Source organism: Streptomyces tanashiensis (genome assembly GCF_014648895.1).
Lineage (GTDB): Bacteria > Actinomycetota > Actinomycetes > Streptomycetales > Streptomycetaceae > Streptomyces > Streptomyces tanashiensis.
The window spans coordinates 455,324-480,715 of the sequence record NZ_BMRZ01000004.1 but is presented as its reverse complement, the minus strand read 5'-3'; the positions used below and the strand labels follow the sequence as shown (position 1 = coordinate 480,715).

Genomic DNA, 25,392 nt, shown 5'->3' with positions numbered 1-25,392 from the left:
AACTCATCGCGGTCACACGGGTTCACCCGTGGGACGTACCGCGGACCCGGAGCTCCAGGTCCGTGTTCCGGGGTCGTAGGTGCCCTTCTCCGCTCCCCGCACTCCGGTCACCTGGACGAGGGCACGGCCGTCGGGTGCGACCACGGAGCAGCGCGCCTCCCCGGAAGCGGCGTCGCGCCAGTGGCGGAGCACCAGGCCGTCCGGCCACGCGGCGGCCAGGTCCACGTCGTTGGCGGGGGTGTACAGGTCCACGGAGGCCAGCCCCGTGGGCACGATCACCGGCACGCCTCCGGGCCGGCCGCCGTCGAGCACGGACGTACGCAGCAGGCAGTCCAGGGCGACGCTGGGCAGGATGAAGCGGGAGAACACACCGCCGCCCGGCGGAAGGGCGAGGCGCAGCTCCGCGGATCCGCCGTCGGCGGCCTGCCGCGGGCGGCGCAGCGCCCCGAACACGCCACTCAACTCGACCGGCGTGCCGGGGAGTTCGTACGTGTTGGGGGCTTCGCGGCCACCGGCCGGGGCGGGCGGGCCCTGCGGGCCGTCGGGGAGGGTGCGCGCCAGGTGCACCACCATGCGGGAGTGCTCGCGCTCGGGCACGGGGCCGGCCGCGGGCGAGGTGATCCGTACGCGTACCCGGTCCCCGTCGCGTACGGCCGAGACGCGCAGGGTGCGCGGCCAGCGGTGCCGGGCGGCGCGGATGAACTGGGAGAGGACGACATCGGTGAGACGCGCCGGGACCATGCCCGGGGCCAGCTCGGCCGCGGCCTCGGCGGCCATCTCGAGGATGAAGGTGCCGGGTACGGTCGGCCGGCCGTCGACCAGATGCTCCAGGAGGTACGGGTGCTCGTCGAGGCCGACCTCGAACGTCCACGCCGTCGTCGTGCCGTCGTGGTGGGCGGGGCCGGTCAGGAAGGCCCGCCGGCCGGCCGGCGCCGGGACACGCCGCCGCTCCGGTGCGCGCGCGGCCTCCTCCTCGCAGGCCGCGCGGAACCCGGGCGCCCTGCGCTGCAGGGTCGTCCAGTCCGCCTCGCCGATCCAGGTGGTCGCGAGGCCGTGGCTGCCGCGGCCGCGGAGCTCGGCGCGGAAGAACTCCCGGCCCTGGGCGTCGGTCATCTGGCCGATCTCGCCCTGCCGGGCCAGGAAGGCGCCGCCCGGGGTGTCCGCCGACGCCATGCCGGACTCGACCCACAGTCCGGAGGCGAGCGCGACCTCGTCGGCGCCTTCGGTGGCCCGCGCGTGCGCGGCGGCGAGCAGCAGGAACTCGTTGGCCGCGCCGTAGTCGGGCTCGCCGCGCAGTCCGGTGAACGCCGAGACGGAGCTGACGCTGCACCACAGCGCGGGGCGCCGGTCCCCGAGGGCGGCGCGCAGATGCGCGTATCCGCGGACCTTCACGTCCCGTACGGTCCGGAAGTCGACGAGCTTCTTGCGGGCGATGCCCGCGGATCGGGCCAGGCCGGCTCCGTGCACCAGCACGTCCACCCGGCCCTCCGCGGCCAGGATCTCGTCGATCACCGTGCGCACGGCGTCCTCGTCCAGGACGTCGCACTGCCGGTAGTGGACCCGGCCGGCTCCGCAGGAGCTCTCCAACTCCTGAAGGGTGCCCGCGCGTTCGAGCTGCTGCACGGCGTGGTCGTAACGGCGGCTCAGGGCCGCGGGGGTCTCGGTCGGGTACCGCGTCATCAGCTCCCGCAGCGCGTCGGGGCGCGGAAGACGGGCCAGGGCCGTCGCGGACGGGTCGGGCGCGGGGCCCGTGCCGAGCAGCCAGACCGAGCGCGGAGCCCGGTCCGCCACCAGTTCGTGCACCAGGTGGGCGGTGAGTCCGCGGGCGCCGCCGGTGGCCACGATCACCGGGTCGTCCGGCAGTCCGAGCCCCGAGCCGGCGCCGTCGTCCGGCGCGTCGACGGGCAGCAGCATCAGTTCGTGCCGTACTCCGCCGGTCTCGTGGACGACGGGGATGTGGTGGTGTGCGGCCGATTCCTCGCCCAGCCGTGCCAGGCCGGCCCGCGCGTCCTGGCCGTCGGTGACGAGCGCGTACACGAGGCAGCCCGGCAGCTCCTGGGACAGGCTGCGCACCAGGCCGCCGAAGAGGCCCACGGCCGGGGCGGGCGTGTCGCCGTCCACGGCGTCCAGCGCGAGTAGGGCGAGGCAGCCGCCCTCGTCGAGGGCCGCGGCACTGTGCTTGGCCGCCAGGAAGGCCAGGTCGTGCAGGGCGAGGACGCTCGGCGGCACGTTCCAGGCGGAGCCGGGGACACGCGCGCCGGCGACGACGACACGGATCTGGCGGAACGACCGGCCGCCCGCGGTCAGCAGCCGCTCCAGGTCCTCGGGCGCGTCGAGGTGGGTCACCGGGAACGGCAGGGTGGCGTCGTGGGGTGCGGTGCGGGGAGCGACGACCAGGCAGTCGGCCGGGATCCCGGCGTTCCTGAGCGCGCCCGGCTCGTCCGTCAGCACCAGGCTTCCGGCGGGCAGCGCCGCCACGGCGGGGCGGACGTTCCGGGCGGGGACGGGCCGCAGCGCGAGCGCGTGCCGCGCGAGGTGACCGCTCAGGGAGTCGGCCGCCCCGGCCCGGCGCGGCGCGGAGGCGCCGGCCTCCGGCAGGGTGACACCCGCTTCCGGCGCGGTGGACCTGGCTTCCGGCGTGGTGACGGCGGAGACCGGGGTGGTGACGCCCGCTTCCGGTGCGCTGGAGACGGAGACCTTCGCCATCGGGGCGGAGACCGGTGCGCTGGAGACGGAGACCTGCGCCGTCGGGGCGGAGACCGGCGCGCTGGAGGCGGCTTCGAGGGCGGGGGCCCCGACCGGCCGCTGCGGCGTGACCAGGAGGGCGGGCGTGTGGTCGTCCTCCCGGGGCCGGATGACCGTGCTCCGCCGCGAGGAGTGCAGGGCGCGCAGGAGTGCCACGGCGCCCTCGGCCCCGCGGTGGTTGCGTTCCCGTACGGGCTCGCCGGTCTCGGCCTCGACGGGGGTGTCCCCCGTCGCGAGCTCCACCCGGCCCAGCACGGTCATGCCGTGCTTCCGGGCGACGCTCAGCCGGGTCAGTACGAATCCGACGGCGGCCTCGGCGTTCTCCTTGCTCCCGTGGGTGGGGACGTGGTCCGTCGTGGCGTTGACGCCGATCACCACGGCCAGGTCCATCTCGCCGTCCCTGAGGTAGCGGAGGGCGGTGACCAGGGCCGAGTTGGTGGAGTCGCGGCCCGCGTCGAGCGTCATGTTGGGGCCGTGGAGGTCCAGCTGCTGCACCACGCGGGCCGCGATGACATTGGGCATCAGGCCGGGGTAGGCGTCCTCGTTGACGGGGCGGGACATGGCGCGTATCGCGTCGTCCAGCGTCCGGGGCGGTATCCCGGCGGGTCCGGTCAGCTTGCGGAGCAGGTCCTCGCGGTAGCAGCGCAGGTCGGAGCCGAGCGCGGCCCTGGTGGGCCCGCTGTGGCCGACGAGTACGCCGGTGCGCGCGGCGAGTTCCTTGTCCTTCGCCCAGTCCCCGGCGAGGCGGTCCGCGCAGCGCACGGCCATCAGCTGGCTGCGGTCCATGGCCGCGATCGCCGAGGGTGCCAGCCGGACCTCCACGGGCGAGGGCAGCGGATAGGCGTCGCCGAAGGAGGAGGGCCAGTCGGCGGCCTCTCCGGAGAGCCAGCGGGCGATCCGCTCCTCGTCGGGGTCGCCGGGGAAGTGCGTGCCTTCGGCCACCACGACGACCGGGTCGTCCTCCGTGCCCGCCGCGCCCGCTCCCGGGGTCTCCCCGCGGGCCGGGGGACGGTCCGTGAGGACGAGATGGCCGTTGGTACCGCCGAAGCCCATGGCCGACACGCCGACGGTCCGGCGGCGCCCGGACGTGGCGGCCCACGGCATGTCGTCGACCGGCACCCGCACGGCCGTCGTCACTCCCTCGGGCAGCGCGCCGAACTGCCGCTGCGCCGGGATGACTTCGTGCCGCATGGCGAGCAGCGCGTGGATCGCCGACACCGCGCCCGCCGCCCAGCCGGCATGTCCGACGAGCGACTTGTTGGACGTCATGGTCCACGTCTTGTCCGGGCCCGCGCTCTGGGTGAGGGCGCTCATCTCCGTGCGGTCACCGGTCGGCGTGCCGGTGGCGTGGGCGACGATCCAGTCGACGTCCTCGGACGTGACGCCGGCGGAGCGCCAGGCCCGGTCGAGTGCGATCGTCTGGCCGGCGGCGTTGGGGGCGTAGATCGCCTTGCCGCGCCCGTCGGACGATCCGCCGAACCCGGCGACGAACCCGAGGACGGGGTCGCCGTCGGCGATCGCCCTCGCGTACGTCTTCAGGGCCAGGACCGCCGCGCCGTCGCTGAACAGGACGCCGTCGGCCTCCCGGTCGAGGGAGCGCACGCGGCCGGACCTGGAGAGTCCGCGGAGCTTGGAGAACAGCACGAGGTTCTGGGCGCTCAGTGCGAAGGCCCCGCCGCACAGGGCCACGTCCGTCTCGCCCGCGCGCAGCGCCCGGACGCCCAGGTCCACGGTGTACAGGGAGGACGAGCAGGCGGTGTCCACCACGACGATCTCGGCGGAGTCGGGCAGATCGGGGGCGGCCATGCGGGCGATGCGGTACGGCAGGACGTCCTCCGGGGACGCGGAGGCCAGCGGGTAGAGCGCGTCGAAGGTGTCCGGGAGCTTCTCCCCCGCTTCGGCGAGGATCCCCCGCACCCCGGCCGAGACGAGGCTGTGCTCCAGGTGGTGGCTGCCGTCGGGGGTGAGGCCGACCGCGAACAGCTGCCGGTCGCCGGGCCGGACGGTGACCTTCTCGGTGGCGCCGAGCAGGGAGTGACGCAGCCACAGAGCCGTGTACTCCTCGGCGTCGAAGGCTCCGGACTCCAGTTCCTCCCGCAGGCGCGGGTGGGGTTCGAATCCGGTCATGAAGCCGGAGACGCGCGAGTAGGTCTTGTCCTCGGCGGTGGTGTCGGCCGACCAGACGGTGTCCAGGTCGAGCCGGTCCCCGGGTTCGCCGAAGACCGGATCGCCGCTCTTCAGCAGCTCCCAGAACTGCTCGGGCGTACTGGCCCCGGGCAGGGCGAGTCCCATGCCCACGACGACGACCGCGTCGTCGGCGGGCGCCGTCGCGGTCGGCGCCCCGCCGACGGCCAGTGTCCTGCCGTCGACGTCGGACGCGTCCTCCGACACCAGGAATCCGGCGAGCTGGGCGACGGCATCCGCCGCCGACCGCTCCGTCTCGCCGTCCACCACCACGGCGTTGACGCGGATGCCGTCCGGCGATCCGGCACGGATGCCGCGCACGAGGCCGGCCACCTCGTCCTCGGCCGCCGGGTCCGTGACCACGTGCACGATCGCGCCGGGGCCGTGCGGCGCGACGAGGGCGAGGGCCTCGGCCGTCGCCGTACGGGCGTCGCGCGGTCCCGAAGCGCCGGCCACGATGTTCACGAGCGCGTCGATGCGGACGGGGTGGGCACCGGCCGGGCCGAGCGCGGCACGCACGCGGGGCGCGTCGTACGCGTCACAGGTCACGACGCGTGCGCCGAGGCCGGTGAGCCGCCGTGTCACGGTCGTGCCGAGCGGCCGGCCGGCGCCGGTGACCAGGACGGTGCGGCCTGAGAGGTCGAGGGACATGCTGGCTCCCGTTCTCGTGGATCAGCGAAGGGACGGGCGGACGGCGGTGATGAGCTCGGCCAGGTCGGCGAGGGTGGGCTGGGCGACGAAACGGCCGTCCACGGCCGACTCCCCCAGCCCGAAACGGGCCGACACCTTCCCCAGCATCTCCGCGCGCTTCAGCGAGTCGATCCCCAGGTCCGCCTCCAGATCCGCGTCCCCGGTGATCACCTCGACCGGATACCCCAGCGCCGACGCGTACAGCTCGCGCAGCTCCTCCAGCACCTCGGCGCCGGAAGGCAGCACCCCGTCACCGGAGGGAAGCACCTCGGCGCCGGACGCGACGGGCGCCGCCCCGGCGACCGGAGCCGTGCCGCGCACCTCGCCGATCAGTCCGGCCAGGTCGGCGAGGGTGGGCTGGGCAACGAAACGGCCGTCCACGGCCGACTCCCCCAGCCCGAAACGGGCCGACACCTTCCCCAGCATCTCCGCGCGCTTCAGCGAGTCGATCCCCAGGTCCGCCTCCAGATCCGCGTCCCCGGTGATCACCTCCACCGGATACCCCAGCGCCGACGCGTACAGCTCCCGCAGCTCCTCCAGCACCTCGGCGCCGGAAGGCACGGGCGCCGTCGCGACCGACGGAGCGGACTCCGTGAGCGCGGGGGCCGGGGCGGCGTCGGCGGCCCGCGACCCCACCGTGCTGCTGGTGCCGACCTCCGGCACGCTGCGCCGGACGAGTCCCGAAAGTCCCGCCTTTCCGCACTCGACGAAACTCCGCGCGCCGTCGGCGTGGAGCTCGCGCACGGCGTCCATGAACCGCACCGGGGTGGTGAGCTGGCGGACGAGCAGCGCCTTGAGGTCGGTGTCGTCCCGGACGTAGCCGCCGGCCACCGGCGAGTACACCGCCCTGCGCAGAGGATGCTGCCGGATGCCGGTGATCGCCTCGCCGAAGGCCTCTCCGGCGATCGCCAGCATCGGGCTGTGGAAGGGGAACGGCGCGTTCAGGCGGGTGGCCTGAACGCCCAGCGCACCGGCAAGACGGGCCACGAGCGCGACCGCCTCGTCGGGCCCCGACACCACGGTCTGCCGGGGCGCGTTGGACACGGCGACGGCCAGTCCGCGGTCGGCGACGGCGCCCACCAGGTGCGCCGCGCGGGCGGCCGGCAGCTCCAGGGCCACCATGCCGCCCTCCGCCGGGCAGTGCTCCAGGAGTGCCTCCGAGCGATGGCACACCAGCCGTGCCCCGTCGGCCGGGCTGAACGCTCCGGCCACCGTCAGCGCGGCGATCTCACCCATGCTGTGCCCGACGACGACGTCCGGCGCGTCCTGTCGCTCCGCGATGCGGAAGCTTCCGACGGCCGCGGCGAACACGGCGAGCTGCAGGGAGAAGGAGTCCGCGCGCACCAGGTCCGCCGCGGAGGGCGAGTCGGTACGGGTCAGCAGCCGCGACACGCCGCCGCGACCGAACTCGGCCGCGATCCGGTCGACCGTGTCGAGGACCTCGCGGACCTCGGGCGAGCCGTCACCGGCGAAGAGCCCCGGGGTGTAACCCCCTTGACCGGGCAGGAGGAAGACCGTTTCAACCGCCATCATGCGTCCTTTGCGTCCTTCGTGAGGTGAGTGGCATGGCCGGGAGACACCGGGAGGTCACCAGGTGACGGGCAGTCCGCGGACTCCGTACAGCACCATGTCGTGGCGGAACGGCAGGTCCTCCAGCGGCCGGCCGAGCTTCAGCGTGGGCAGGCGGTCGAAGAGTCCGGCGAACACGGTGCTCAGCTCGACGCGGGCCAGCGTCAGTCCGATGCACTTGTGGAAGCCGTGGCCGAACGCGACGTGCGCCTGCGGGTCCTTGCGGTGGATGTCGAAGCTGTCGGGCTCCTCGAAGACCGCCGCGTCACGGTTCGCCGCGTTGATCATCACCAGGAGGCCGTCGCCCGCCCGGATCTCCTGGCCTCCGACGGTGAGGTCCTCCGTGGCGGCGCGGGGCAGTCCGGCGTGATTGATGGAGAGGTACCGGAGCAGTTCCTCGATGGCCTGCGGGTACAGCGACGGATCCGCCTTGAGGTCGTCCAGCTGCTCGGGGTGCTCCAGCAGGGTGGCCGTGCCCAGGCCGATCATCTGGGCCATGGTGTCGTAGCCGGAGAGCATCAGCAGCGCGGCCAGGCCGACGAACTCGTCGTGGCTGAGCTTGCCCGCCTCCTCCTGTCCCACCAGGCGGCCGAGCATGTCGTCGGTCGGCCGCTCCTTGCGGGCCCTGACCACGCCGTCGAAGTACGCCATGAGCTCGCGGGCGGCGCCCTCGGCCTGCTCGGGCGTGCTGCTGCGGTCGAGGATGGTGTCCGTGAGGGTCACGAAGATCCTGTGGTCCTCGTACGGGACGTCGAGCAGCTCGCACATCACGGTGGCGGCCATCGGGAGGGCCAGCTGCGTCACGAGGTCGGCGGAGTTCCCCCGGCGCACGAGGTCGTCGAGCAGCGTGTCGAGGATGGCCTTCATCCTCGGCCGCTTGGCCTCCATCTGGCTGATCAGGAACTCGCGGGTCACCAGGCGCCGCAGCCGCGTGTGGTCGGGTGCGTCCTGGTTGAGGAAGAAGCCCGGCGGGAGCGGGGTGTCGCCGGAGATGTAGGAGGGGTAGCCGGGTGTCTTCGGGTCCGAGCTGAACCGGGTGTCGGTGAGCACGGCCCGTACGTCCGCGTGGCGGGTCACCACCCAGACGGCCTCACCGCGCGGGGTCTGCACCTGGAAGACGGGCTGCTCGGCGCTGAGTTCGCGGTACTGGGGCGGCGGGTCCAGCGGGTGGCGGCGCGGCATCGGGAAGGCGGGTACGGCAGGAGCGGTCATATCGAACTCCACTGGGTCTGGGGGCGGGCGGTGCCACCGGGAGGGGCGGGCAGGAAGCCCGACGAGACGAAGTAGTCGAGGTAGAGGTCGAACAGTTCGCGGTCGACCGGTTTGCACGTGATGTCCGAGCCCGCGAGCGCGGCGCGCAGGTTGTCGGTGCGGAAGTCCGGCCGGCTGCCCAGGTAGCCGACCTCCTCGGCCGGCTGGTCGGCGCCGAACAGCGGCAGGTACACGGCGAGTTCGTTCTCCTCGCCGCGTTCCACGGCGGCGGCGAGCTCGCGGTACCAGGACCGGTAGTCCAGGCGGCGCAGCGGATAGCCGTACGCCACGATCAGCTCGAAGATGGCGTTCATGCCGACGGACCCGGCGCTGGGGACGTTGAAGACGGCTTCGGCCCGGCCGCCGGAGAGCGCGGTGTGCACCACCGTGGCCGCGCAGAAGTCCACCGGCACGAGGTCGAGCAGCAGGTCGTGGTCCAGGTAGGCGCCGAGCTGGACGCAGCCCTTGATCAGGTGGTTGATGAAGGTGTCGGGCGAGCAGGCCCCGGTGGTCTGCGAGCCCGTGATGGCGCCGAGGCGGTACACGTGGGCGGGCACGCCGCGGTCCCGGGCCTGGAGCATCAGGCTGTCGGCGACCCACTTCGACTGGCGGTAGCCGCCGACGACGTGGTCGGCCTCGGTGAGCCGGGTCTCCGCCCAGCTGCGCTCCCCTTCGTGTCCCGGGTACACGCCGATGGTGGAGACGAAGTGCACGGCCTTGACCCGCTTGCGGCAGGCGAGTCGCAGCACTTCCAGGGCGCCGAAGACGTTGACCGGCTTGATCTTGGCGTAGGGGACGATCCAGCTGGAGATCGCAGCGTTGTGGATGATCAGTTCCACCTCGGCGGCCAGCTCGTGGTAGGCCGCCTTCGTCAGCCCGAGGTAGGGGCGTCCGGTGTCACCCGGGACACCGGCGATGCGCTCCTGGTCCCCGTCGCGCAGCAGTCCGTACTCGGCCAGGTTCCCGAGCACCCGCTCGCCGGCCTGCTCGGGCCCGTCGGCGCGCACGAGGACGTGCACGGTCGCGGTCGAGCGGTCGAGGAGTTCGCGGAGCAGGAAGGCCCCGGTGTATCCCGTGCCGCCGGTGAGCAGGACCGTGCGGTACGGGCCGGCCGAGGCGGGCACGGCCCCGTCCTCGGGCACGATGTCGGCCGGCAGCACGGCGTCGGCCGTCATCGCCTCGCTCGTGACGCCGCGGGGGTTGCCGGCGCCGGTGACCGTGGGGTCCGCCTGGGAGCTGACCATGCGGGCCAGCTGGGCGACGGTGGGGTCCTCGAACATCCTGCGGAGGTCGAGCCGGACGTCGTAGATCTCCCGCACCTGCGCGGTCATCTGCAGGACCGTCAGGGAGTCGCCGCCCAGGTCGAAGAAGCTGGTCTCCACCCCGACCTTCGGCAGACCGAGCAGGTCCTGCCAGATCCGGGCGAGCTGCGTCTCCACCGGTGTGCGGGGCGCGACGAAGGCGGTCTCGGGCGTCTCCTCGGCCGTGAGGGGAGGCAGGCTGCCCCGGTCCACCTTGCCGTTGGGCAGCTTCGGCAGCTCCGGCAGCACCACGAAGTGCGCCGGGACCATGGCGTCCGGGAGATGCGTCCTGGCGTAGGCGCGCAGGGAGGAGCGCAGTCCTGCCGCCCAGGCCGAGGTGAGCGGGTCGTTGGCGAGTGGTCGGGTCGTGCTCATGCCTCGTCCTCAGCGTCGTCGTGGGCGGGGACCGGCGTGGAGAACACCGCGTCGAACGTGTCGAGCCTGCCGTCCTGCGGCACCAGGGCCCTGAGCTGTCGTCCGTGCTCGGCGGCCAGGTCGAACAGCTCCTCGGGACGGGCCCCGGCTTCCTCGTCGAGCTCCCAGAGGAGCCGTTCCAGGTCCCAGCCGGTGGCCGCGCCGTCCGTCTCCTCCAGGGCGCGCACCGCGGCCGCGGTCCTCAGCAGCCTCCGGTTGGGGATGCCGGTGACCACGAGGTCCTCGGTGTCGTCGGCCAGTCGTCGGCGTAGGCCGTCGAGGCCGTCGCCGAGCGTGTCCCAGGAGAGGCGGCGCTCGGGCGTGGCGGGCGTCGCCGGGTCGCCGATCAGCAGGGTCACGTCGTAGCGGAAGAGGGAGAGCTCGTTGTCCGCCGTGCCCCGCTTCAGCTCGACGCGGACCTCACCGATGCCGTCGAGTTCGGCCGCCAGCTGGTGGAAGAAGGCCGGGGACAGACACAGTTCCCGTTCCTCCTGGCGCCGGCGGCCGATCGCGGAGCGGATCTCCTCGACCGTCTGGAGCGGCCCGGCCCGGTGCAGCGAGACGGCGGTGTGGAACTCGGGCAGCATCTCGACGGAGCGGACGTCTCCGACGAAGACCGCGCCTCCCGGCCGTACGGCGCGCACCGCGTCGGTGAGCACCGTGCGCAGGTAGTCGGTCCCGGGGAAGTACTGCGCCACCGAGTTGATCACCACGGTGTCCAGGCTTCCCGGTGCGAGCCGCGCCAGGTACTCGGGACCGGACTGCTCCAGGTGTACGTGTGCGGGGAGCGGTCGTCCGAGGGAGGCGGCCGCGGCCGTGAGCGCGGCCGGCGAGACGTCCACGCCGTGGTACTCCGCGACCTCGTCGGCCAGGTTCCGGAGGACGAGTCCGACGCCGACGCCGATGTCGGCGACCGCGGTGGGGCGCAGCCCCCGGATCCGGTCGACCGTGTGCCCCAGCCACTCCCTCATCTCGGGGACGGGGATGGGCTCGCCGGTGTAGCTGCTCAGCCAGCCGGCGAACTCGCTCCCGTCCTCCGCGGCGGCTTCGGACGCCGTGTACGCGCTCTCCCAGACCTCGCCCCAGTTGCGGACGTGCGCGTCCTGCACCGAGGCGTCGGACAGGGAGTCCGCGGGAGACACGTAGGCCACGAGCTCGGTGCCGTTGGCTCCGTCGATCGCGGTGACGGCGACCGCGTCGAGCCGCGGATGGCGCGAGAGGACGCTCTCCACCTCGTCGGGCTCGACACGGTGACCGAGGATCTTCACCTGCCGGTCGACCCGGCCGAGGAACTCCAGGCTGCCGTCGGGGCGCCGGCGCACCCGGTCGCCGGTCCGGTAGAACAGGCCGGTGCCCTCCACGCCGGTGACGAAGCGCTCGGCGGTCAGATCGGGCCGGCCGATGTACCCGGCGGCGACGCCGTCGCCGCCGATCCACAGCTCGCCGGAGACGCCCACGGGGAGCGGCCGGCCGCGCTCGTCGACGACCCGCACCTCGGTGTTGGCGATCGGCCGGCCGATGGAGATGGTGTCGGCCGTCGCGTCCCGGCGTGCGTCCAGCTCGTGCACCGTCGACCAGATGGTGGTCTCGGTGGGGCCGTACATGTTGTGGATCCGCACCTCGGGGAGGGCTTCGAGCAGCCGCCGCGCGAGGCCCGAGGGGAAGGCCTCGCCGCCGATCAGCAGGGCGCGCAGGCCCCGCAGCGACTCCAGGGCGGCGGGTTCGGCGGCCACCGCGGTGAGGAGCGAGGGGGTGCCCTGGACGAGGGTGACCCGGTGCCGCTCGCACAGCTCGGCGAAGGAGTGGGCGCCCTCGGCGACCTCGGTGTCATGGGCGTCGCGGAGCCGGTCGACCCAGGTGAGGCTCTCGAGGACGGCCTGCGCCTCGACGCCGAAGTCGACCAGACAGGCGATCTCGTCGACACCGGCGGCGGCCAGCGCGCGGACGAGTTCGGCGCAGGTGTCCGGGGAGCCGAAGAGGCCGGAGGTCTCGAAGTACCGGTTGATCGCCATGTCGATGACCGCGTCGATCTGCTCCTCGGCGCCCATCTCCGGGAGGTCCTTGCCGGTGGAGGCGAAGAGGGTGCGCCACAGCTCGGTGGAGCTGCGCAGATAGTCGCGGAAGGGTTCCCGCGCCTGCTCCCTGGCCCGCTCGGTGTCGTCCGACATGAAGGTGTGCACCATCACGGTGACCTGTCCGGGGCCGGTGTGCCCGGCGGCTTCCCGTGCCTGCCGGTACGCCTTGATCTTCTCCGCCAGGTCGTCGGGGCTCTGGCCGAACAGATGGGTGAGCAGGTTCGCGCCGGAGGCGCCGGCCTTCTCGAAGGTCTGCACGGTGCCGACGGAGGTGAGCCAGACCGGGGGCTCCTCCTGGACGGGCGCGGGGAAGATCCGTACGTCGACGAGTTCGCCGCTGCCGCCGACGCGCTGCACCGGCTCGCCGCGCCACAGCTTGCGGAACTCCGCCAGCTGCTCGGACATCAGCTCCTTGCGGCCCGGGAAGTTCTCCGGGCGCAGCACGAAGTCGTTGGAGTTCCAGCCGGCGGCGAACGCCAGGCCGACGCGGCCGTTCGAGAGGTTGTCGACGAGCGACCACTCCTCGGCGATGCGCACCGCGTCGTGCAGCGGGGAGACGACGCTGCCGCAGCGCAGAGCGATCCGCTCGGTGACGGTGGCCAGCGCGGCCGACATCACCGAGGGGTTGGGGTAGAGACCGCCGAACTCGTGGAAGTGCCGCTCGGGCGTCCACACGGCCTCGAAGCCGTGGGTGTCGGCGTACCGGGCCGCGTCGAGGACCAGCTGGTAGCCCTCGCGGTGGGACGCTCCCGCGGACGCGGCGAAGAAGAAGAGGCTGAATCCGAGGGGTCGCTCCCGCGTCTCCGACTGCGGTACCAGGTTGGTGATGACGCGTTCTCCCGCGACGACCACCTTGGCGCCGTGGGTGAGCGGCCACAGCAGTTCGAGGACCGAGATGTCGAAGGAGACGCTGGTCACGGCGAGCACGACGTCCTCGGCGTCGCAGCCGACGCGGTCGTCCATGCCGGCGAAGAAGTTGACGGCGTTGCGGTGCCGGAGGGCGGTGCCCTTGGGCTTTCCGGTCGAGCCGGAGGTGTAGATCACGTACGCGGTGTCGTCGCCGGAGACCCCGGCGTCGGGCCGTGTCGCGGGGGACCGCTCGATGGTCCTGGCGTCGGCGGTGACGTCGACCACGCGGGGCGCGGTGATGCCGTCGGGTGTGCCGGGTCCCCTGACGAGGCAGCTGATGCCGGAGTCCGCGGCGATGTCCGCCAACCGTCCGCCGGGGAACGACGGGTCCATCGGCACGTACGCGGCGCCGCTCTTGAGCACCGCGAGGAGGGCGACGACGAGGTCGACGCCCCGGCGCAGGCTCACGCCGACCAGGTCTCCGCGTCCGACGCCCTGGCCCCGCAGGTGGTGGGCGAGGCGGTTCGCCCGGGAGTCCAGCTCCGCGTAGCTCACCTCGTCGAAGCGGTGGGCGACGGCGATCGCGTCCGGGTGGGTCAGCGCCCTGCGCTCGACCTGTCCGTGCACGGTGTCCGTGGGGTCGTACGGGACGGCCGTGTCGTTCCACGCGAGCAGCTGGGCGTGCTCGGCCGGAGCCATGAGGTCGACGGAGGTGAGCCGCTCCTCCGGCGTCCGGGCGACGGCCGCCAGGGCACGCTCGTAGTAGCCGGCGAGGCGTGCGCAGAACTCCTCGGGCAGGACGGCCAGGTCGCAGTCGAGCCAGAGCTGCAGCCGGCCCAGCTCGGGGTCGATCAGGAAGTTCACGGCCAGCGGGTAGTTGGTCTCGGCGACGCCCACCGTGACGGTCATGAGGCCGTCCGCCGACCGGTGGCGGTCGCGGTGGAAGTCCATGAAGTTGACGTAGCTGTCGAGCTGGAGGCCCTCGCCGACGTCGTGCTGCATCTGCGCGAAGGGGTAGCGGCGGTGGGCCGCGGACCGGCGCTCGTGGTCGAAGACCCGTCGTGCGGTGTCGAGGAGGGTCGCGGAGGACACGTCGAGGCGCAGCGGGAGGGTGTTCAGGAAGACGCCGATCGTCTCGTCGCCGCCCTCCTCCTCCAGCCGGGCGTTGGCCACGACGCCGGTGAGCACCTCGTCGTCGCCGCCGACCAGGCGCAGCACGGCCAGGTGCGCGGTGGCGAGGAGCGACTTGAGCGGCAGCCCCTCGCGTCCGGCGAGGGCGCGCAGCGCGGCGGCCACCTCGCCGTCCACCGGCACGTCGTACCGGTGGTTCGCGGCCGGCCGTGCACCGTCGGGCCGTTCCTGTCCGGTGGCTCCTCGGGGCACGAGACGGGTGGGCTCGGCACCGCGCAGCAGTCCGGTCCAGTGGTCGCGCGACCGCTCGTCGGCCAGGGCGCGGCGCTCCGCGGCCACGTAGTCCCGGTAGGCCGAGCGGACCGGCGGGAGGTCCAGTGCCTCGCCGGCGAGGCGCGCCCGGTAGTGGTCGGCCACCTCTTCGAGCATGCGCATGTCGCTCCACCCGTCGAGGACGACGTGGTGCTCGATCACCGACAGTTCGAAGGCGTCGGGGCCGCAGGGGTGCGCCACGAACTTCAGCAGGGGTGCGACTTCCGGGTCGAAGCGGGTGAACTTCGCCTCTTCCACCCAGTCGGTCACCTCCCGCAGGCGGGCCTGCTCGTCCAGGCCGCTCAGGTCCCGGCCGGTCTCCAGGGGGATCTCGACGTGGCGGTGCACGAGCTGCAGGGGCTCGGAGAAGCGGGCCAGCTCGAAGGAGCAGCGCAGGGAGGGGTGCCGGGCGGCGGTGTCGTCGATCGCGGCCCGCAGGGCGTCGTGGTCGAGGCGGGCCGCCACGCGTGCGCTGGTCACCACGCGGTAGACCGAGGAGTCCTCGGCGTAGGCCGCGTGGTAGAGCATGCCGGCCTGCATGGCGCTGAGCGGGTAGGCGTCGTCGAGTCCCTCCGGCAGCAGCAGGCGGTCCTCGGCGGACAGCAGCCCGAAGGGCGCGCGCTCGGCGGAGTCCTCCCGCTGTTCCGACGGTCGTGCGACGCGGGCGAGTTCGCGGATCGACGGGCCCTCGAACAGGTCGGAGACCTCGAAGGTGAGGCCGCTGCGCTCGACCTCCGCCCGGACCCGGATGGCGTGCATGGAGTCGCCGCCGAGGACGAAGAACGAGTCGTCGACGCCGATCTCGTCGGTGTCCAGGACGGTGCGCCAGGCCCGGTGGAGCAGTCGCTCCTCGTCGGTCTCCGGCGGCGTCAGGGTCTGCTCCTGCCGCGTCTCCGGCACCGGCAGCGCCTTGCGGTCCAGCTTGCCGTTGGACAGCAGGGGCAGGGCGTCGAGGGTGACGAAGTGCGCCGGCGCCATGTACGCGGGCAGGCGCTCGCGCAGCCAGTCCAGGAGCTCTCCCGGTTCCGGCGCCTCGCCGTCGGGCACGATGTGGGCGATCAGGCGGCGCTGTCCGTCACCGCCGAGCGGTGCCGTCACCACCGCCTGCTCGACGGCCGGGTGGCCGAGCAGTACGGACTCGATCTCGCCGGGCTCGATGCGGAATCCGTGCACCTTCACCTGGTGGTCGAGCCGGCCGCGGTAGAGGACGACCCCGTCCTCGCGGAGCACGGCCAGGTCTCCGGTGCGGTACAGCCTGCCGGGGCCGAAGGGGTTGTCGACGAAGCTCGCCGCGGTGAGTTCCGGGCGGTTGAGGTACCCCGCGGCCACCTGGACGCCGCCGATGTGGAGCTCGCCGGCGATGCCGGGCGGCAGCGGACGGCCTTCCTTGTCCAGCACGTACAGGCTGGTGTTGGCGACCGCCCGGCCGATGGGCACCGGGCCCTGGGCGTCCGCGGGGGTGCACCGCCAGTGGGTGACGTCGATGGAGGCCTCGGTCGGCCCGTAGAGGTTGTGCAGTTCGGGGCCCGTGCCGTGGTCCTCGAAGAACCGGCCGACGGTCTCGGGGCGGAGCGCCTCGCCGCTGCAGACGACCCGGCGCAGGGACGGCAGGTCCCGGCTCGCGGGTTCCGCCAGGAACAGGTCGAGCATCGAGGGGACGAAGTGCGCCGTGGTGACCCGGTGCCTGCGGATGACGTCCGCGAGCGCGCGCGGGTCGCGCTGGGCCCCGGGGGCCGCCAGATGGAGCACGGCGCCGGTGAGCAGGGGCCAGAAGAACTCCCACACCGAGACGTCGAAGGTGAAGGGCGTCTTCTGCAGGACGCGGTCGTCCGCTCCGAGGCCGTACTCCTCCTGCATCCACAGGAGGCGGTTGACCACGCCGCGGTGCGGGACGGCGACGCCCTTGGGCCTGCCGGTCGACCCGGAGGTGTAGATGACGTACGCGGTGTCGTCGGGCGTGGCCGTGCCCCGCAGCGGGCCGGACTCGGGCAGCGTGGGCAGCAGTGTGTCCACGGCGATGGTCCGGGCGCCGGTGCCGGCGAGCTTCCCGGCGAGGTCCGACCGGGTCAGGACGGTGCGGGCGCCCGAGTCCTCGATCTGGAACGCGAGGCGTGCGGCGGGGAGTTCGGGGTCGAGTGGCAGATACGCGGCGCCGGCCGTCATGACGGCGAGCAGCTCCACCACCAGGTGGAGCGAGCGCTCGTCGTACACGCCCACGACCTGGCCCGCCGCGACCCCGTCGGCACGGAGCCGGGCGGCGAGGGCGCGGGCCCTGCCGACGAGCTCGCGGTAGGTCAGCGAGCCGTCCTCCGTCTCGGCGGCGACCGCGTCCGGTGTCCGTGCGGCCTGCTCCTCGATCAGTTCGTGGAGCGGCCGGGTCAGGTCGAAGTCCCTTGCGTGGGCGTGCGCTTCGGCGTCCACCCGGGAGCGCTCGGAGGCGGTCAGCACCTCGATCCCGCCCACGGACCGCTGCTCGTCCGCATCGACGAGGGCGCCCAGGAAGGCGGCGAACCGGTCGCGGTGGGCGGAGACGGTCGCGGCGTCGTGCAGCTCGGGGTTGGGGTCGAACGAGAGGAGGAGGTCCGCGCCGTCGGCGCCGCCGAAGAACTCGATCGAGAGGTCGCGCACGGGGCCCGATGACAACTGTCGGACGGTGCCGGTGAGTTCGGCGAAGCGCAGTTGTCCGTCGAAGGAGACCACGTTGACGACGACGCCGGAGGCTTCCTCGGCCGCCCCGGTCCGCCGGAGCTCCCGCTGCAGGGCCTCGCCGCGGAACCGCTGGTGCGCCAGCGCCTCGCTCGCCCGCTCGGAGACGTGCTGGACGAGGTCGCGGAAGGGAAGGCCGGGGCGGACGGTCAGCCGCAGCGGAAGCACGTTGGCGAGCATGCCCGGCGTGGTGAGTGCGGTGCGTGTGGTCCGGGCGCGTACCGGCAGTCCGATGACGATCTCGTCCTGCTGGGTGATCCGGTGGAGGTACGCCGTGGTCGCGGCGAGGGCGACGACCGCCCAGGGCGTCCCGTACCTGGCGGCCAGTTCGTCGATGCGCCCGACCCGTACGGGGGGCTGGAACCGCTCGGCCGGCCGGGAGGTCCCGGGGCCTCTGTCGCTCAGGCTGATGCGTTCGGGCCAGTCGGCCACGCCGCCGAGCCAGTAGGAACGGTCACTCTCGTGGGCCGGCGACGACTGGTACTCGGCTTCCTCGTCGAGCAGTGCGCGCAGCGTGCCCGCGTTCCTGTCGCGGACCGCGGTCCCTCGGGCCAGTGCCGTGTAGATCTGTGCCAGTCGGCGCCAGTAGAGGACCTGGCCGTATCCGTCGAGCACGATGTGGTGGTAACGGAGGTGGAAGAGAAAGTGGTCCGGGGCCAGGCGGAGCAGGGTGTGCGTGAAGAGCGTGTCCTTCGCGAGGTCGACCGGAGTGGCCAGGTCCGCCCGCACCCATTCCTCGGCGGCCCCTAAGGGGTCGCTCTGCCCGCCGAAGTCCCTGACATGGAGCGGGGCCTCGATGTCATCCGTGGGTAACTGCCACGGATTGCCCTTCTCATCAGCAACGAACCGAACGCGTAAGGCCTCGGTCTCGGCGACGGCCCGCCGGACCGATTCGGCCAGGTGTCCCTCGTCGAGCGGGCCCCGGATCTCGACGTATCCCCCGCAGTTGTGGAGGGCGCCGCCGGCGTCCATCTGGTGGGCTATCCACACTTCGTGTTGCGCGGTGGACACAGGTAAGCGCCCGGCAGAACTCTTCACGAGTCACTCCATCATTCGGTTCCAAGAAGGCGCACGGCTTCTGCCCGCCCCGGCACGTGACGGCATGGGGCAGGGCAGGCGAGAATTGGTGCGCACTGAGTGCTTGCAGCCTGTGGAGACAGTGGCGGCACGGCCGCCCGCAGCGGGCCGCGAGGGCCCGGAACAGCCGCTACATACGACGTCGAGCCGAGGACGCCGAACCGGGCCAGCCACGCGTGAACATCGATATCCCCCGTATGTGCCGTCCGAACGGCACTCCCCGTTGACCCGGCGCCCAAGACGCCGGGCTGTGCGTCACGTTCGGAGACGCGCTCTCTCGAACCTTCCCACCACATGACTGGTCCCCAGCCAGCCATACGGCGCAGGCCGTGTCAAGCCGTTGCGGTCGCGAAGAACGGCCGGTCACCCATGCCATTTACCCGACACTCAGGGGGACTTGACCATTCCATTACCGAGGGGTGCCCCGCAGCGGGAAGCCCGCCCCCGGCATGATCACTCTGTGGGCACGGGGTCGCACTCTGGGTTACCTTAAAGGTTGCGTCAAGCGCTCCCGGCGTGGCCGGGTTCAGCCGATGAGGAGGTCCCTCTTCAGGCGCTTCAGCTCGCGGTGGTCGATGCCGAGGGCGTCCTTCAGATAGCGGTCGAAGGAGCCGTACGTCGCCTCGACTTCGTCGTAGCCGGAGTCGAGGTACTCGGCCCGGACCTCGAGCAACGGCTTGTAGACGGCGGCCTGCTGGGGCGGGAGATGGCCGAGAACCGCGTCGTCGGCGGCCTTGCGGTACGTGTTGCTGGCGAGGTAGTCGGCCATGACCGTGTCCCGGGGCACCCCGAGGGCGGTCAGCAGCGCGGCGCCGGCCCACCCGGTGCGGTCCTTGCCGGCGGTGCAGTGGAAGAGCACGGCTCGCGCGTCGTCCTCGCGTATGCCGTCGAACACCTGGCTGTACGCCTTCCTGCCGCCGTCACCGCTGACCATGCTCCTCTCCGCCTCGGCCATCATCCGCTCGGCCTCGGCGGGGCTCCTCGGCAGGGACAGGAAGGCGCCGGAGCCCGCGAAGACGTCCGCGACGACGTAGTCGACGCCCTCGGGGACCTTGTCGGGGTCCTTGGCGCGCTCGTCCTCCATGCGCAGGTCGAAGACGGTCCTGACGTCGAGGCGCCGGAGCTCGGCCCGGTCCTCGGCGGTCAGCTTGTCGAGCGCGTCCGAGCGGTAGACCTCGCCCATCCTGACCCACTGGCCGTTCGCGGTGCGGTAGCCGCCCGCGTCACGGAGGTTGACGGTGCCGGACAGCCTCACGAGCCGGTCGGCGAGCCGCAGGCCCTGGCCGCGGTCGGCCTGGAACCAGAACCTCTGGCGGTCGGCGGCGGGCAGGCCGGTGACCACGGCACGGCCGGTGGAGCCGCCCCTCGCGACGACCCTGCCGTTCGCGCGGATCTCGACCCGCCGTACTCCCTCGGCCTTCCAGCTGAGGGAGTACGAGCCGTCGGCGCCGGCGGTGACCGTGGCCTCGGTGAACGGAATGGAATGGCCGGAACGGTGCTGCTCGGAGTGGCGTGACGGGACCCGCTCGACGGCGGTGGCGGAGGCGGTCGGCGCGAGGGGCAGGCCGAGGGCGAGGGCGGAGACGACGGCGGTCGCGGACAGGGTTGCCTTGTTCATGGCCGTGAGACTGGGCGGCCGGGGCGAACGGCGCGTGAACCTGGCATGGCTGGATACCGCCCCACCGAGGGCGGATGGCACAACATGCCACCTCTGCAATCCATGCAGACCGCAGAGGTGCTCTCGTCAGAACCGGTCCGACACGAGGTCTCCGCACCGGCCGAGCCGGTTCGCCCGGTCGCGCGCGACGGCGGCCCGGGCGGCGTCGCCCACCGAGTCCGCCAGCCGGGCCCTGCTCAGCCAGTTGTACGGGCTGTCCGGACGCAGCGCGGTCCGCTCGCTGATCAGGACGCGCGCCATGTCGTGCCGCCCGGACCGCAGGGCCGCCTCGACCAGGGTCTTCTGGAGTGCGTCGCGCTGGGCGTGGCTGCCGCCGAACTCGTGGAGGCGCCGGCGCAGCGGCCACAGCAGTTCCACGACGGTGTCGTGGTCTCCTCCGGCGTGCGCGACCAGCGCCTCGCACACGGGCAGGCCCACGTTCGCGGTCATCGCGTGGTTGCTGACCGCGCCCGCGGCCGGCTCCGTCAGCCAGCGGCGGCGGTCGTCGATCAGCCGTCGCGCCTCCGTGACCCGGCCGGCGCCGACGTACGACATGACCGCGTGCACGTCGTTGAAGGCGTAGAACGGAGGATCCGCCCGCGCGGACCAGGCGTCCGCGAGCGCCTCCCACCGGCGGGTCTGATCCGATCCCGCCAGATGGAATCGCCACAGCATGGCCGCCGCGTCCAGGAGCTCCATCGCCAGCCCTCTGGATTCCTCGTTGTGCAGGGCCGCGTCGTAGATGCCGAGCGCCGTCTCCGTGCGGCCCGCCTCCAGGGCGTAGAGCGCGTAGTGCCACCAGGTGTGGACCGTCAGGAAGGTGCCCTCGGACCAGTCGTCGGTGCGCGCGTCGAGATAGGCGATGCCCTCCGCGAACCGTCCCTGCATCTCGTACGTGTGCACGACGGCGTGGATGGCCCACACGTCATGGCGGTTCCGCTCGACCGCGGCGGATCCCGTCTCCCGGGCGTGCGCGTAGTGCCCGGACTCCTCCAGACCGAACGCGTACATGCCCAGGATCGGGCCCCGGTGGGGGTCGTCCTCGTCCCAGGCGGACAGGGCACCGCCGATCCTGTCGCGCAGCAGCGGGGCGTCACCCGTGAGGAAGTCGAGCTGGTGCCCCACGAAGAGTGCGAGCGCGTCGCGCGGGTGGGCCACCGTCAGCTCCTCCAGGAGCGCGCTCCCCCGCCGCAGGTCGCCCGCGAGCAGGCTCTCGGCGGCGGCCGTGTGGAGCCGCTCGCGCACGGGCAGCCGGGCCACGTCGAGACCGGCGGCGAATCCGTCGAAGCGCCGCCTCGCCGCCGCGGCGCCGGCCGGCTCGGTGCCCAGCACGCCCAGGTAGGCCGCGAAGGCGTGCGCGACCGGTGAGGCGGGGGCGGCCTCCAGCAGGTCGTCGACCGCCTCGGTCACCTCGGGGCGGAAGAAGAGCAGGGCCTCCACGGCACGGTCCAGGTGCGCGGCCGCCTCTGATGTGCCGTTGTACACGTCGTGGCCGTACCGGTCGGTCGCCAACGTCGATCACCTCGTCATGAGAGCCGTTCCATCGGATCGGCGTCCCGACGGGGGACGCCGTCTCCCCATGGAGCCAGCAACGGGCGCCGTGGCACAGTCCCTGAACAGGTGAACCGACCGGCGCCCCGCCCTGTGTCCCCTTCGTACGGCGGTGGTCCGGCGGTACGGTGCCGACCGTGTCCGAGCACCAGCGCGACCTCGTCGGCTACGGCGCCGAGCCGCCGCGCGCCGCCTGGCCCGGTGGCGCCCGCGTGGCCGTCAGTCTCGTCCTCAACTACGAGGAGGGCGGCGAGGCCAACGTCCTCGACGGCGACCCGGCCTCGGAGTCCTTCCTCCACGAGGTCGTCGGTGCGCCACCGGTGACGGGCGGACGTGATCTGAACGTCGAGTCGATGTTCGCCTACGGCTCGCGGGCCGGGTTCTGGCGCGTCCACCGCACGCTCGGGGCGCACGGTGTGCCCGTCACCGTCCACGCCGTCGGGCAGGCCTTGGAACGAAATCCGGACGCGGCGCGCGCCATGGGCGCCGCCGGCTGGGAGGTGGCCGGGCACGGCTGGAGGTGGATCGACCACCGCGAGGTGCCCGAGGAGGTCGAGCGCGCCGATGTCGCCCGCACGACCGCGACGATCGAACGGCTCGTCGGACGCCGGCCCGTCGGCTGGTACACCGGGCGCACCAGCTCCGCCACGCGGCGCCTCGTCGTCGAGGAAGGCGGTTTCCTCTACGACTCCGACGACTACTCGGACGATCTGCCCTTCTACGTCGAGGCGGCCGGCCGGCCGCACCTCGTGGTGCCGTACAGCCTGGACGCCAACGACTTCAAGTTCCTGCTCGTCCACGGGTTCACGACCGCGGACGACATGCTCACGTACCTCGTCGACACCTTCGACGCCCTGCACGCGGAGGGGGCCGAGCGCCCCCGCATGATGAGCGTCGGTCTGCACGGCCGGATCATCGGCCGGCCCGGCCGCATCCGGGCGCTCGACGCGTTCCTGCGGTACGTCGCCCGGCGCGGCGGGGCGTGGGTCGCCACGCGCGAACAGATCGCCCGGCACTGGCTGGCCACGCACCCTCCGACGGCCTGAGGGGCCCCGCCGGTCCGGCGGGGCCCCTTTCGGTCCTCGGGACCGGGTGGTGCGTCAGGCGACGTTGACCGCGGCCCAGGCCGCCGCCACCGTGGCGTACTCGGGGCTGGTGGCGCCGTACAGGTCCTTCGCCGCGTTCAGGGTCGCGGTGCGGGCGCCCTTGTAGTCCGTGGTGGAGGTCATGTAGACGGTCAGCGCCCGGTACCAGACGGCGGCGGCCTTCTGGTTGCCGATGCCGGTGACGGTGGAGCCGTTGGACGTCGGGCTGTTGTAGGTGACGCCGTTGATGGTCTTGGTGCCGCTGCCCTCGCTGGCGAGGTAGAACCAGTGGTTGCCGACTCCGGAGGAGTTGTGCACGTCGAGCCGGCCGACGGACTTCGACCAGGAGTCGGCGGAGCGGCCGTCCAGCGACGGCTTGTCCATGCGGCGCAGCCACGGCGGGGTGGACTGGTCGCTGAAGAGGTAGTCGGGCTTGTCGACGGTGTTGTTCGCGTACCACTCCACCATCGTGCCGAAGATGTCGCTGGTGGCCTCGTTGAGGCCGCCGGACTCGCCGCTGTAGCGCAGGTTGGCGGTGGCCGAGGTGACGCCGTGGGTCATCTCGTGGCCCATGGTGTCGAGGTCGACCTGCTCGGGGTCGACGGTGCCGTTGCCGTCGCCGGTCATCATGCAGAAGCAGGAGTCCGACCACTGGGCGTTGTCCCAGTTGGTGCCGACGTGGACGAACACGGTGGCGCCGCGGCCGTCGTTCTTGATGCCGTTGCGGCCGAAGGTGCTCTTGTAGTAGTCGTACGTCTTCGCGGTGTTGGCGTGCGCGTCGACGGCCGCGGTGGCGCGGTCCGTGGAGAACTTCCGGCCGTCGCCCCAGATGTTGTCGGCGTCGGTGAACAGGGTGCCGGAGGAGCTGTTCAGGGACGAGGACGAGACGTTGCGGGCGTCCTTGGTGATGTGGCCGCGGACCGGGTCGATCAGGGCGAAGGTGCCGTTGGCCTGCTGGGTGGTGTCGAGGGTGATGTCACCGGTGTACTCGGAGTGGCCGGTGCCGGCCGCCTCGTGCTCGGTGTCGTAGTTCTCGATCGCGGCGCCGGTGGTGGCGTCGGTGACGAAGACCTCGCCGTGCGGCTGGCCCTTGTCGCCCAGGCCCTGCACGGTGGTGCGCCAGGCCAGGCGGGGCGTGCCGTCGGCGGCCCACACGATCAGCTCGGGGGTGGACCTGGCGTCCTTGACCAGTCCGGTCGAGCGCTTCAGGGCGCCGGCCGCGGTGCCTCGCGCGTCGACCCCGGGGGTCACGGACGCGAGCGCCACCTTGCGGGCCTTGGCGTGGGTGGAACCCTTGAGCGCACCGCCGGCCTTCTGGTGGACGACGAAGTCGCCTCCGACGACGGGGAGGCCGCGGTAGGTCCGCTCGAAGCGGACGTGCTGGGTGCCGTCGGCGTCGATCACGACGTCCTTGACGTGGAGCTTCTGGCCCGCGCCGAAACCGAAGGTGTCGGCGTGCCGGGTCACGTTCGCCTGGGCCCGGGATATCGCCGTGTCACGGACGGAGGCCGCCTGCCGGGCCTCGTCGGGCTGCGAGTACGCCGGCACGGCCAGGGCGCCGGTGGTGACGACGGCGGCGGCCACCATCGTGGAGAGGGCAAGGAGGGGACGGGGCATGACGGGGTGTTCCTTCGCTCGTCGTGGGGGGTGACGACGTCCTGGGACGTTGACGCGAAGTGTTCACCAGGTGACATGTTCCTGACGTGATCCCATGTGGGATACAACTGGGGAGCTATAGGGGGCGGGGAACCGCACCCCGGGCGGTCATCCGTCCGCGCCGAGCGCGAACTCCTCGCCGCCGTCCGCCCACCAGGCCAGGTACTGGGGCCGCTCTCGCACCAGCGACAGATACGCCGCCGACAGGCGCTCGCCCACCGCGTCGGCGAGCTCGGGCGGAACCGACTCCGGATTCCAGGCCAACTGCAGCCGCCGGTGGAACGGGACGTCCACGAGCGGCCGCTGCACGGTGCCCTGGGCGGGGACATCGGCGCTCGGCCACACCCCGCAGACGGCACGCCGGCCGGCGACGAGGATCTGCGCCACGGACAGGTCCGGTGTGACGTGCGCGATGCGCGGACTGAACCCCGCCGACTGACAGGTCAGATGGAGGTACGCGTGCACACCGCTCTCGTCGGCCTCCGGCATGACCCATTCCTCGTCGCTGAGGTCGCTCAGGCTCACCCGCTCCTGCCGCGCCAGCGGGTGGTCCTCGGCGAGCAGGACGAACACCGGTTCACGCAGCAGCGTGCGCGTCACCACCGACTCGCCGACCGGCAGGGGGAAGCCCGGGAACTCACCGAACACCGCGATGTCGCATTTCGACTGACTCAGGGCTTTCACCAGGGTGTGCACCGAACGGCGGGCGTCGATGGTGAGCCGGCTCTCCGGGACGAGCTCGAAGAGGGCGGATATCAGCAGGGACACCAGAGGTCCGGCCGTGCCTCCCGCCCGCAGCGGCGCGGCGGTCCCCCGGTCCGTCTCGGCGGCCGCGCGCGCGTGCTCGCGCAGCCGGTCGAAGCCGAGCACGAGGTCCCGCGCGCAGCGCAGGACGTACTGACCGTTCTCGTTCGGCTTCACGCCCTCGGCGCTGCGGATGAAGAGCGGCCCGCCCAGCTCGTGTTCGATCCGTTTCAACTGGGCGCTCGTGGCGGGCTGGGACAGCTGCAGACGTGCGGCGGCTCCGCGGATGCTGCCGGCCTCGGCGACGGTGAGCAGGACACGGAGGTGCCGGAACTCGAGGTGCATGTACATTCCCCGCTCAGGGCGGAGGGCCCCTTGCACCCCCCGTGACCAGC

10 protein-coding genes are annotated in these 25,392 nt (G+C 72.7%); 1 reads left to right on the top strand and 9 read right to left on the bottom strand.

What is annotated here, in order from left to right; translation table 11 throughout:
• Nucleotides 1-12: 12 nt before the first annotated feature.
• From IE237_RS17780 to IE237_RS17750, 7 genes are all read right to left on the bottom strand, one after another.
• Nucleotides 13-5,580: an SDR family oxidoreductase gene (locus IE237_RS17780; protein ID WP_189802946.1), complete on the bottom strand. Its 5,568-nt coding sequence runs from the start codon at nucleotides 5,578-5,580 to the stop codon at nucleotides 13-15.
• A 21-nt stretch (nucleotides 5,581-5,601) separates the two neighbouring features.
• Complete coding sequence (locus IE237_RS17775) at nucleotides 5,602-7,152, bottom strand: ACP S-malonyltransferase (RefSeq protein ID WP_189802945.1); 1,551 nt, start codon at nucleotides 7,150-7,152, stop codon at nucleotides 5,602-5,604.
• A 54-nt stretch (nucleotides 7,153-7,206) separates the two neighbouring features.
• On the bottom strand, nucleotides 7,207-8,400 hold the full coding sequence (locus tag IE237_RS17770) for a cytochrome P450 (protein ID WP_189802944.1): 1,194 nt from the start codon (nucleotides 8,398-8,400) through the stop codon (nucleotides 7,207-7,209).
• A complete protein-coding gene (locus IE237_RS17765) occupies nucleotides 8,397-10,115 on the bottom strand; it encodes a thioester reductase domain-containing protein (protein ID WP_189802943.1) in 1,719 nt (572 codons plus the stop codon). The genes IE237_RS17770 and IE237_RS17765 overlap by 4 nt, the downstream gene beginning before the upstream one ends.
• Nucleotides 10,112-18,238, bottom strand: a complete 8,127-nt coding sequence (locus IE237_RS17760; protein ID WP_189802942.1) for a non-ribosomal peptide synthetase — start codon at nucleotides 18,236-18,238, stop codon at nucleotides 10,112-10,114. The genes IE237_RS17765 and IE237_RS17760 overlap by 4 nt, the downstream gene beginning before the upstream one ends.
• Nucleotides 18,239-18,830: 592 nt before the next feature.
• Nucleotides 18,831-19,922, bottom strand: coding sequence for a tyrosine-protein phosphatase (locus IE237_RS17755; RefSeq protein ID WP_189802941.1), 1,092 nt, complete (start codon nucleotides 19,920-19,922; stop codon nucleotides 18,831-18,833).
• Nucleotides 19,923-20,048: 126 nt separating this feature from the next.
• Nucleotides 20,049-21,473, bottom strand: coding sequence for a tetratricopeptide repeat protein (locus tag IE237_RS17750; protein ID WP_189802940.1), 1,425 nt, complete (start codon nucleotides 21,471-21,473; stop codon nucleotides 20,049-20,051).
• A 176-nt stretch (nucleotides 21,474-21,649) separates the two neighbouring features.
• Between IE237_RS17750 and puuE the strand changes: the two genes are divergently transcribed.
• Nucleotides 21,650-22,558, top strand: coding sequence for an allantoinase PuuE (puuE, locus tag IE237_RS17745; RefSeq protein WP_189802939.1), 909 nt, complete (start codon nucleotides 21,650-21,652; stop codon nucleotides 22,556-22,558).
• A 54-nt stretch (nucleotides 22,559-22,612) separates the two neighbouring features.
• On the opposite strand, the gene IE237_RS17740 is transcribed toward puuE, so the two are convergent.
• Together IE237_RS17740 and IE237_RS17735 are read right to left on the bottom strand one after the other, a co-directional pair.
• Nucleotides 22,613-24,214: a M4 family metallopeptidase gene (locus IE237_RS17740; protein WP_189802938.1), complete on the bottom strand. Its 1,602-nt coding sequence runs from the start codon at nucleotides 24,212-24,214 to the stop codon at nucleotides 22,613-22,615.
• Between the two features lie 147 nt (nucleotides 24,215-24,361).
• Nucleotides 24,362-25,342 carry a LysR family transcriptional regulator gene (locus tag IE237_RS17735; RefSeq protein WP_189802937.1) on the bottom strand — a complete coding sequence of 327 codons (981 nt, stop codon included), beginning with the start codon at nucleotides 25,340-25,342 and terminating at the stop codon, nucleotides 24,362-24,364.
• Nucleotides 25,343-25,392 lie beyond the last annotated feature (50 nt).